Source organism: Microbacterium sp. 69-7 (assembly GCF_001897985.1).
GTDB classification, from domain to species: Bacteria; Actinomycetota; Actinomycetes; order Actinomycetales; family Microbacteriaceae; genus Microbacterium; species Microbacterium laevaniformans.
In genome coordinates this window covers 9,925-19,641 of the sequence record NZ_MKRU01000058.1, presented here as the reverse complement: position 1 = coordinate 19,641, position 9,717 = coordinate 9,925, and the positions used below count along the sequence as shown (strand labels likewise).

Sequence of the window (9,717 nt, the reverse complement as noted above, 5' to 3'; positions counted from 1 at the left end):
CGTTAACACGACTGAAAGGAACTCCTTCGATGGCACAGGAGCGCGATCCCGAGAACCCGGATGCGACACCCGAGCGCCGTCGGAGGTCTTCCGATGGAACCTCGTGGGCACGATCGGGCGCGGGCCCTCGCGACGGCCAGCGTCCGCGCGATGGTGAGCGTAAGCCGTACGTGAAGCGTGACGGTGAGCGTAAGCCGTACGTGAAGCGTGACGGTGAGCGTAAGCCGTATGCGCCTCGTGACGGTGAGCGTAAGCCGTACGTGAAGCGTGACGGTGAGCGTAAGCCGTATGCGCCTCGTGATGGCGAGCGTAGGCCCTACGTGAAGCGTGACGGTGAGCGTAAGCCGTATGCGCCTCGCGATGGTGAGCGCAAGCCGTACGTGAAGCGCGATGGTGAGCGGAAGCCGTATGCTCCTCGTGATGGCGAGCGCAAGCCTTACGCACAGCGCGATGGGGATCGAACCTCCCGTGTGCCCGGTCGCAGTTCCCGGCCGCCGCAGGGCTCGGAGCGTCGCACGGGCCCCACGGGGCCGCAACTGCCCGACGATGTCACTCCTCAGGACCTGCCGGCATCCGCGCGCAACGAGCTGAAGACGCTGTCGAAGGAGAACGCCGAACAGGTCGCGCGTCATCTCGCCATGGCAGCACGTCTCATCGACGAGGACGCCGTCCGTGCGCACGAGCATGCCCTCGCCGCGTCCCGCAGCGCTGGGCGCATCGCTATCGTGCGTGAGACCGTCGCCATCACCGCGTACGCGTTGGGCGACTTCGCCCTGGCGGTGCGTGAGTTGCGGACGTACCGGCGCATCTCCGGCCGTGATGACCAGATCGCCCTTCTCGTCGACAGCGAACGCGGCGTGGGCCGCGCTGATCGTGCACTCGAAGTGGGACGCGCGGTGGATCGTTCGACGTTGACCACCGAAGTGCGCGTGGAGCTGGCGATTGCCATGTCGGGGGCTCGACTCGACCTCGGTGAGACGGAGCGCGCACTCAGCGAACTGGACATCCCCGAGTTGGACCCCGATCGTGCCTTCTCGTGGAGCCCCGGGCTGTTCGCGGCGCGGGCTGCGGTGCTCGAGGAGCTTGGCCGCGTCGATGAGGCGCAGCAGTGGCAGCGACGCGCCGAGGTGGCCGCGGAGGCGCTCGGGGCCGTCGATGCGGATCTCGAGGTGATCGAGATCTACGAGATCGAGGAGATCGCGCTGCCGGCGGAGGAGGACATCGCCCCCACGGTCGAGAGCGACGGTTCCGGCGACGACGAGTCGGATGCAGAGGAAGCGGAGCGCTGATGGGCCTCTTCTCGAAGCGCGCGCCTCGCACTCCCCTCGACGGTGTCGACGCGGTGCTCGCGGACCTGGATGGGGTCGTCTACGCCGGCCCGGGGGCCCTCCCGTATGCCGTCGACAGCCTGAATGCGGCGGCTGTGTCGCGGCGCCTCGGGTACATCACCAACAACGCGTCCCGACGTGATGCCGTCGTGGCGGAACACTTGCGCGAGCTGGGGCTGGCCTCCACACGCGCCGAAGACGTCGTGACCAGTCCGCAGGCCGCGATGCGGTTGCTGCGCGATCGCGTCGCACCGGGATCCACGATCCTCGTCGTCGGTGGTGACGGCCTCGTCTTCGAAGTCGAGAAGGCCGGCTACGTCGTGACCCGCAGCGCCGAGGACGCCCCCGCGGCCGTCGTCCAGGGATTTGCTCCCCAGGTGGGCTGGGAGCAGCTGGCCGAAGCCGCGTACGCTCTGGCGACGCCGGAGGATGCCGGCGGCATCCCGTGGATCGCCACGAACACCGACTGGACGATTCCGCAGGCACGCGGCATCGCGCCGGGAAACGGAACACTCGTGTCTGCCGTGCATACGGCCGTCGGTCGGCTCGCCGTCGTCGCGGGCAAGCCGGAGCGACCGATCTTCGATGAGGCCGTCGCGCGTTTCGCGGCACACAAGGCGCTCTTCATCGGCGACCGGCTCGACACCGACATCGCGGGCGCCCAGGCTGCGGGGCTCGACTCGGTGCTGGTGCTGACCGGCATCGACCGACCCAAGCACGTGCTTGCCGCTCCGCCGACGGCGCGGCCCACCTTCATCCTCGGCGATCTGCGCGAGTTGCACGAGGAGTACCCGGAGACGGTCGTCCAGGGAGAGGTGACCTCCGTCCGTGATGCGGCCGTGCGGATCGACGGCGCCGACATCCACGTCGTGTCGGAGGGGTCCCGGCCGATCGATCTCGTACGCGCGGGCGCCGCAGCCATCTGGGCCACCGGGCGCGCCATCTACGGGTTCCGCGTGCCCGAGCGGCTGTACGCGGATCCCTTCCACCGCCCGTGAACTTCTGTTCTCACTGACCGCGCCGAGAAGGCCCGTGCACGCTCGCGGAAAGTCGTCGACAAGGCGGCCAAGAAGGCGGCGAAGAAGCTCGGCGTCTGAGACGCGGTGCCCGCCTCACTCCCAGCCGAAGGTGTTGAACCACTCGGCGCGAGCGGCGGATTCGGCGACATCCTCGGTGCCGCGAAATCGGTCATGGGCGCCCAGGCGGCCGTCGACCAACGGCACGAAGGCATCGCACCCGAGGCCCCGCGCCCGTCCATCGGGAAAGCCGGCGGCGGGGGAAGTGTCTGCCAGGCGTGGCGCGCCGATGGCCTCGGTACCGGAGGCCGGGCACGTCGGCGGGTCGGCGTCGACGTCCGACCACATCTGCGACGTGCCGACGCGGTTGTGCAGTCCCGCATGCCCGGACGATCGCGTGCACAGGGCGCTGCCTCGCCGGCTGCGGCACCACCGTGCCGTGGGATACGTCACCATCCCAGCTTAGGCATCGCCGCGGGGACGGAGATGCTCCCTGCACACTCGCCGCCGCCTAGGGCGTGTTGCTAAAGGCTGCGTCCGACTCACGGCTGCCAAGTGAGGCAGGATTGGGGGCGTGAGTGTCTCGCTTCGCCCGTGGAACAGTCGCGATGCGTCGGCGCTGAGCGAGGCATTTCAGAGCACTTCCGATCTGGCGACTCAGTTCGGCGGCGCCGATCTGTCAACCCGGGCAGCTGCTGAGGCGTTCATCGACCAGTCCTTGCGCTTCGACGAGCACGTGAAGAACTGGGCCGTCGTCGAGGACGGTGTTGCGATCGGCAACGTCGGAGCGTCCGCGATCGAGTTTCGGCACGAGACCGCGTGGATGTATTACTGGCTCGCAGCCGAAGCGCGCGGGAAGGGATACGTGACGGGTGCGCTCATCGTGGTGAGTGACTGGGCCTTTGAGAACGGGCTGCATCGGCTCGAGCTCGGGCACCGGGTGAACAACCCCGCGTCATGTCGAGTGGCGACCGCGGCGGGATTTCTCGCCGAAGGGATCGAGCGGGAGAAGCTCCGCTACGGCAATGTTCGCTACGACGTTGAAACGCACGCGCGACTGGTGACCGACCCCGCCCCTACGACGAATCTCGCGCTGCCGATCGCGGAATGAGCGACGACACCACTGCTGAGCCAATGGAGCGTCGCGGCGAGGCAAAGGCCGGCGTGGTAGTTGCGAGCGAGCTTGTCTGAGCGCATCGCGATCCCACGCCACTGCTTGAGCTTGTTGAAACACCGTTCGACGACGTTGCGGCCGCGGTATCGGGCCCGCTGCTGGTCGCCGAAGTCGATCGGCCGCCCGCGGCGCTTGCGTCGGTGGGCGATCTGATCGTCGCGTTCGGGGATCGTCGCGGCAATCCCGCGCTCGCGCAGCCAGGCGCGATTCGCCTTCGACGGGTAGCCCTTGTCCGCGAGCACCCGCTCCGGCCTCGACCTCGGCCTTCCCCGGGCGCCTGGCACGCGGATCTCGCTCAGTGTCGCGGTCAGCATGCTGGTGTCCGCCGCTTGCCCGGGCGTGAGGATGAACGCGAGAGCTCGTCCCTTCCCGTCGCAGACCAGATGACTCTTCGTCGTCAACCCGCCGCGAGAACGGCCGATCGCATGATCCGCCGGTTCGTCACCAAACTTCTTGTAGTTCGACAGGTCCCCTTGTGACGCGGGGAAGGGTTGCGCCATGCTGATGCACGCGCACGATCGTGGAGTCGATCGACGCGACCCAGTCCAGATCGCCGGACTGCTGCGCAAACGATTGCGTCTTCTCTAGCACCCGCGCCCACACGCCCTGCTCGGACCACCGGTTGAAGTTCTTATAGATCGTGTTCCAGTTCCCGAACCGCTCCGGCACGTCCCGCCACGGCGCGCCCGTCCGGAACCGCCACGCCGTCGCCTCGACGACCGTGCGCCGATCCACCGGCGGCCGCCCCGTGGACTTCGCAATCGGGAACAACGAGCCGATCACAGCCCACGCCTCATCCGAGATCACATCACGCGACACGCGTCCAAGACTCGCCCACGGGTAGCCCGAAGGCGTTTAGCAACACGGCCTAGTGGCCGTATGCGCAGACTTCTAGCCCTGTAGAGATCATGGGTACCCAAGGTAGCTATTGACCCATCGGGAGTAGCGATGCGATGATGCCCGCATGACGAGGCGATTCGCTAGGTCGGTTGTCCGGGACGTAGGCGGTACCAGAAAGAGACGGGGCCGCCTCGTGGCTCACATGCTGACAGCGGCGGTGGGCGGTGCAGTCCTTGGCCTCAGTCTTGCGCCGGGCGTGGCTCTTGCTTCAGGGCACACGTGCTCCTCGGGAGATGTGTGCGTGTACAACGATAGCTTGAATTTCGGGCCGCCTGACGACCCCTACGCCTCGAGCGTGCTGCATCCTTGGTCTGCGTTCGATGGCAGCTACGGCAACATGAATAACTGGCCGCCACACACGTACAACAACCCCGATACGTGCAACAACATCCAGGGGTATGCGCCGAAGTGCAACCTCAACGACACCATCAGCGGCGCGAAGAACAGGGATGCCACCTACAAGGTCCGCCTGTTCAACGACGCGTACTACTCGGGGGCCTACCAGACCATCTACCCGCTGACGTCGGTTACACAGGTGGCGTATAACGATCAGATTTCATCGCTCTGTTGGAATGCGGGGACAGTATGCAGCTTCTAGCCCGCCGGGTGACGGCGGTAGTCATAACTGCTGCCATCGGAGTCGTGAGCTTCGGTGTTGCAACGAGTGTCGTTGCCCAGTCCCGTGTCCAGCCAGCAGGCGCCGGCGGGGCGGCACCGACCGGAGCGGCATCGGACGCTTCTGCTGCCGTGGAGGAGCTAAAGCTCGGCCAGGTCACCGATGTTCGTGTAGGCAGCGACATCGTCTTCCCCGTCGACTCTTACCGAATGTCGCCAGAGGATCAGAATGTGGTCTTCCTGGCTGAACACAAGGCGATGCAGTCTTGCATGGCAAGATTCGGCGAGTCGTTCGACGTTCCGCCGCAGACAGTTCCCGCCGAGAGTCATGACTACGATCGCTTGTTCGGGGTGCTGGACCTGGCGCAAGCACAGAGCACTGGTTACCACGTGGTAGGCGACGAGATCCTCGAGTCAGGCGAAGGAGCAGGGATCGCAGAGAAGGACGCGAGTTCTCTCGACGAGCGCGCCCTGGACATTGCTATGGGCGACGGCTCCGATCGAGAGATCAACGGTCAAACTGTTCCTGCGGGGGGTTGCATCTCCGAAGCTCGCTCCATTACCGGCGACGACGGTTCGAGCCAAGCCCTCCTCGAGTCGACCGTTGCGTACGGCCTGCGCCAATCGGACAGAGACCCTCGCGTGCTCGCCGCGTTCCGTTCTTGGAGCGAATGCATGAAGGCAAACGGGTTCACGTACGAGACGCCTGCGGCCGCGATTAATGACCCGAAGTGGGCAACATCGAAAGCGTCGGCCGCCGAGATTCAAGTCGCCGCCTCGGACGTCAACTGCAAGCTCTCAACGGGCCTTACCGGGCTGAGAGTCGCCGTCGCTTCTGCGTGGCAGGACGAATACATCTCCTCGCACGCAGATGAGTTCAAATCCCTGAGTCGCGGTGACGCAACAAAGCTCGCCAAGGCCCGTTCTCTTCTGGCAACGTCGCGCTAACCAACGCCCGGAGATCCTCGCCGCCTCATGCGAGACATCCCACCGATCCTATCGAGCAGCAACTATCACGCCGCTCTCTGCCTGGGGGCCACACTGCACTGGCTCACATCGTTAGAGCTGACATCGTCGCGCGATGCGACAAGATGAGCAGATGCAGACCGACACCCCGACGGACGTCATCTTCATCGGCGGCCGTTCGGGAGTGGGCAAGTCGTCCGTGGCCGCGGAGGTCTCCCGGATCCTGGCCCGCGCCGACATCCGCCACGCACTCATCGAAGGCGACAACCTCGACCAGGCATACCCACAACCCTGGCGCGACGGCATCAACCTCGCGGAGCAGAACCTCGCGGCGATGTGGAAGAACTACCGAGCCGTCGGCTACTCACGTCTGATCTTCACCAACACCGTGAGCGTGCTGCAGGTCACGGAACTGAAGGCCGCGCTCGGCGGCGAGACTCATTCATCCGCGGTCCTGCTGACATCAACCGACACGACCGCAGCCCATCGACTCGCGCAACGAGAGATCGGCACCGCGCTGGCCGAGCACATCGACCGCAGCAACCTCGCAGCGCGACGACTCGACGCGGCGGACAAAACCGTCTCACGCATCGCCACCGACGGCCGCTCCGTCGCGGAGATCGCGCACGAGATCCTTGTCAGCGCGGGCTGGCTGGACACCCCGAGCGCCGCGGAGAGCGTTTAGCAACACGGCCTAGGATGGAGGATCGTGACCGAGAACCTTCGACAGATCTTCGATGCCGACGTTCGCGACATCAGCTACCTCGATGAGGGCACCGGCCCCGCCATCGTTCTGCTGCCTGAGGCGGGACTGGACTTCGCCTACTTCGGCGCGCTGGCCAGCATCCTCGTCGAAGAGGACTTCCGCGTGGTGCGCATCGCCACACGACGCTCCACGGCGCCGACGTTGCACGAACTCGCCCAGGACGTGGTGGACGTCCTCGACCACCTGCAGATCTCGGAAGCCTGGATCGGTGGACACGGATTCGGCGGTGCGGTCGCTCGAACCGTCGCGATCGACCATCACGACCATGTGAGCGGAGTGCTGTTGCTGGGCGTCGCCCGCCAAGCTCCGTACGGTGGTGACTTCGACGCGGAGGTGCGCGCAGTCTTCGGCGACTCGTTCTCGCCGCAGACCGATGTGCGTCAGATGCAAGCGGATGCGCTCGCGGCGACGGACGGCGCGGCCTGGCAGCCTGTCGCGGATGCCACGCCCGTGCTCATCGTCCAGGGATCCGCGGACCGCGTCACGCCGGTCGAGGCCGGAGAGTCGCTGCGCAAGGCCGCGCCGGGGCTGGTCAGCGTGAAAGCGGTCGACGGCGCCGGCCACTTCTTTCCCCTGACCCACCCCGGCGAGACGTCGTGGTTCATCGAGGACTACCTCGACTGGGACTGAGAGCCGTCCCGCTCAGGCGGTCGGGCCGTCGTGCTGCCCATCGCCGATCTCCTCGACGAGCTTTCCCGTGAAGGCGCCGAGGTCGTCCGGCGGGGGAGAGCATCGCCGCCGTGACCCGGCATCCGTCACCGCCTGCCAGGGTGCGGTCAGTTCGCCGTCCTCGAGGCCGCTCGTCGCGACAGCGACGTATGATCGACGGATGACCACCTCTCACCAGCCCCAGGTCGCTGTCGACGACGACGCTTCGAGCGCTCAGGGTGCCATCACGCTTCTCCCGCTCGTGGACGCGAGCGTCGACGCATCCGCATCGTGCTGCGGTGGCGGGTCCTGCAGTATCGGCTGAGCGTCCCGAGTTCTGCCGTCCGATTCGCGCAGGGTCGGCGCGCGTCAGCTCAGTGCGCGGGTGGCCCGTCCGGTACGTCATCCGGCTTTCTGATGAGGAAAGCACTGATCAACAGCGGCGTGCCGATGATCGCCGCGAGCAGGAACGCCGCCCGTGCGCCTGCAGCTCCGGCGGGCGCCTCGGCCACTCCGCTCCGAGCCGCACCCGCAGCCACTGACGACATCACCGAGATCAGGAGGGCGATGCCGGCTGCCCCCGCGACCTGCTGGATCGTCGAGACCATCGCGCTGCCGTACGAGTAGAACCGCGGCTCGAGCGAGCCCAAAGAGGCCGTGAACAACGGCGTGAAGGACATCGCCAGCCCGATCGACAGCAACGTCTGGGTTCCGATGAGGATCCACACCGGGGTCGACTCGGTGAGCATCGTGAAGCTCCACAGGATCGTCAGCACGATGATCGTCCCGGGAAGCAGCAGCACGCGGGTGCCCCAGCGATCGTAGACGCGTCCGATGACCGGGCCGAGAAGGCCCATCGCCAGCGCTCCCGGCAGCACGACGAGGCCGGAGGCGCTCGCCGACAGTCCCAGAGTGTTCTGCAGATACAGCGGGAGCGCAGTCAGCGTTCCGAAGAACGCCAGCGACATCACCGCGAAGTGCGCGACCGACAGGGAGAAGTTGCTCGAGCGGAAGATGCGCAGATCGAGGAGCGCCTCATCCCGCTTCTGCAGGATCACCTGACGCCAGACGAACAGTCCGAGGGCTACGAGTCCGATGCCCAGCGCGACGACGAGAGTCGTGGTCGCCGCCTCCGCGGCGGCGACATCCGTCCCGTGCCCACCGATCTGGCTGAGCCCGAAGACCACCCCGCCGAACCCGACGGCGGACAGGAGCACGGAGAGGATGTCGATCGGCGTGTGCGTGCTCTCTCCCAGGTTGTGGATCCAGCGCACCCCCACGACGAGGGCGATCAACGCGATCGGGAGGACGATCGCGAAGATCCACCGCCACGTCAGATTGTCGAGCACGATGCCCGCCATCGTCGGTCCGATGGCGGGGGCCAGCGAGATCACCACGCTGACACGGCCCATCATCCGCCCCCGCAGGTGCGGCGGGACGACAGTCATGAGCGTCGTCATGAGCAGGGGCATCATGATGGCCGTGCCCGACGCCTGGACGACACGGGCCGCGACGAGCACTTCGAAGCCCGGGGCGATCAGCGCGATCAGCGTGCCCGCGGAGAACAGACCCATCGCCGTCGCGAACATCGCCCGCGTCGTGAATCGCCGCAGCAGAAAACCCGTGGTGGGGATCACGACCGCCATCGTCAGCATGAACGCGGTGGTCAGCCACTGCGCGGCCACCGCGGTGATGCCGAGGTCGCCGATCAGGTGCGGAATCGCGACGCCCATCGTCGTCTCGTTCAGGATGGCCACGAACGCGGCGGCCAGCAGCAACCAGATGACGCGGTTCTCCTTGGCTCCGACCTGCGTGGGCGCATCAGGCGTGGTGGCGGTGTCGGGAGAGGTCATCGGGCTCCTGGGTGTCGTCGGGACGCGTTCCCGGCGGGCGGGGCGACTGTCCACTGTAACGGGAGGGTCGGACACGGCATTCCCGGTCGCGGTGGGAGCATCGAGGCATGAGCTTTCGCCGTCATCCGTCGCGGGTGGCCGTCCGCGGCCCCCTCTCCCTCTCCGTCGGGGCCGTGGTCGCCGTCGTCGCGTCGGTCGGTGCCGGGCTCTCCGTCGGTCTTCTCGCCGGATGGGCCGTCGTGGCCGCGACCAACGTGGTGTGGCTGCTGAGCGTGGTCTGGCCGATGGATGCCGAACAGACGCGCTCGCACACGACGAGCGTCGACCCGGGCCGGCCGGTCGCGCGCCTGATCGCACTCGCGGGCAGCGTCGCGAGCCTCGGCGGCGTGGTCGCGGTGCTGATCGGGAGTGGGAGCAGCGGCCACGCCCGCGCGTTCCTCGTCGCGGGGGT

At 66.9% G+C, this 9,717-nt stretch carries 12 protein-coding genes and 1 pseudogene; 9 read left to right on the top strand and 4 right to left on the bottom strand.

Annotation, left to right across the window (positions count from 1 at the left end; translation table 11 throughout):
- Positions 1-470 precede the first annotated feature (470 nt).
- Both BGN98_RS05565 and BGN98_RS05560 read left to right on the top strand, forming a co-directional pair.
- A complete protein-coding gene (locus tag BGN98_RS05565) occupies positions 471-1,289 on the top strand; it encodes a tetratricopeptide repeat protein (protein ID WP_288120094.1) in 819 nt (272 codons plus the stop codon).
- A complete protein-coding gene (locus tag BGN98_RS05560) occupies positions 1,289-2,326 on the top strand; it encodes an HAD-IIA family hydrolase (protein ID WP_005053765.1) in 1,038 nt (345 codons plus the stop codon). Before BGN98_RS05565 ends, BGN98_RS05560 begins: the two co-directional genes overlap by 1 nt.
- A gap of 114 nt (positions 2,327-2,440) precedes the next feature.
- On the opposite strand, the gene BGN98_RS05555 is transcribed toward BGN98_RS05560, so the two are convergent.
- Positions 2,441-2,797, bottom strand: a complete 357-nt coding sequence (locus BGN98_RS05555) for a hypothetical protein (protein WP_288120093.1) — start codon at positions 2,795-2,797, stop codon at positions 2,441-2,443.
- A gap of 121 nt (positions 2,798-2,918) precedes the next feature.
- Between BGN98_RS05555 and BGN98_RS05550 the strand changes: the two genes are divergently transcribed.
- On the top strand, positions 2,919-3,455 hold the full coding sequence (locus tag BGN98_RS05550) for a GNAT family N-acetyltransferase (protein ID WP_005053911.1): 537 nt from the start codon (positions 2,919-2,921) through the stop codon (positions 3,453-3,455).
- A gap of 14 nt (positions 3,456-3,469) precedes the next feature.
- Here BGN98_RS05550 and BGN98_RS05545 read toward each other — a convergent pair.
- A pseudogene (locus BGN98_RS05545) lies at positions 3,470-4,337 on the bottom strand (IS5 family transposase); the annotation flags it as partial.
- Positions 4,338-4,551: 214 nt separating this feature from the next.
- On the opposite strand from BGN98_RS05545, the gene BGN98_RS05540 reads away from it, so the two are divergent.
- The 4 genes from BGN98_RS05540 to BGN98_RS05525 all read left to right on the top strand — a co-directional run bounded on the left by BGN98_RS05540 (position 4,552) and on the right by BGN98_RS05525 (position 7,395).
- The gene (locus BGN98_RS05540) at positions 4,552-5,016 is read left to right on the top strand and encodes a hypothetical protein (protein ID WP_157557044.1); all 465 of its coding nucleotides are present in this window, start codon (positions 4,552-4,554) and stop codon (positions 5,014-5,016) included.
- 44 nt (positions 5,017-5,060) lie between these two features.
- Positions 5,061-5,981 (top strand): hypothetical protein, encoded by a 921-nt coding sequence (locus BGN98_RS05535; protein WP_231860905.1) that lies wholly within the window; start codon positions 5,061-5,063, stop codon positions 5,979-5,981.
- 151 nt (positions 5,982-6,132) lie between these two features.
- Positions 6,133-6,684, top strand: a complete 552-nt coding sequence (locus BGN98_RS05530) for an adenylyl-sulfate kinase (RefSeq protein ID WP_005053922.1) — start codon at positions 6,133-6,135, stop codon at positions 6,682-6,684.
- Positions 6,685-6,708: 24 nt separating this feature from the next.
- The gene (locus BGN98_RS05525; protein WP_016464699.1) at positions 6,709-7,395 is read left to right on the top strand and encodes an alpha/beta fold hydrolase; all 687 of its coding nucleotides are present in this window, start codon (positions 6,709-6,711) and stop codon (positions 7,393-7,395) included.
- A 12-nt stretch (positions 7,396-7,407) separates the two neighbouring features.
- Here BGN98_RS05525 and BGN98_RS05520 read toward each other — a convergent pair whose 3' ends face one another.
- Positions 7,408-7,602: a hypothetical protein gene (locus BGN98_RS05520; RefSeq protein WP_288120091.1), complete on the bottom strand. Its 195-nt coding sequence runs from the start codon at positions 7,600-7,602 to the stop codon at positions 7,408-7,410.
- Between BGN98_RS05520 and BGN98_RS05515 the strand changes: the two genes are divergently transcribed.
- Positions 7,595-7,738: a hypothetical protein gene (locus tag BGN98_RS05515; protein ID WP_157533899.1), complete on the top strand. Its 144-nt coding sequence runs from the start codon at positions 7,595-7,597 to the stop codon at positions 7,736-7,738. The genes BGN98_RS05520 and BGN98_RS05515 overlap by 8 nt on opposite strands.
- A gap of 49 nt (positions 7,739-7,787) precedes the next feature.
- Here BGN98_RS05515 and BGN98_RS05510 read toward each other — a convergent pair whose 3' ends face one another.
- Positions 7,788-9,266, bottom strand: coding sequence for a DHA2 family efflux MFS transporter permease subunit (locus BGN98_RS05510; protein ID WP_288120090.1), 1,479 nt, complete (start codon positions 9,264-9,266; stop codon positions 7,788-7,790).
- A gap of 107 nt (positions 9,267-9,373) precedes the next feature.
- Between BGN98_RS05510 and BGN98_RS05505 the strand changes: the two genes are divergently transcribed.
- Positions 9,374-9,717: DUF1345 domain-containing protein (locus BGN98_RS05505; protein WP_288120098.1), on the top strand; the 344-nt coding region annotated here is incomplete at its 3' end.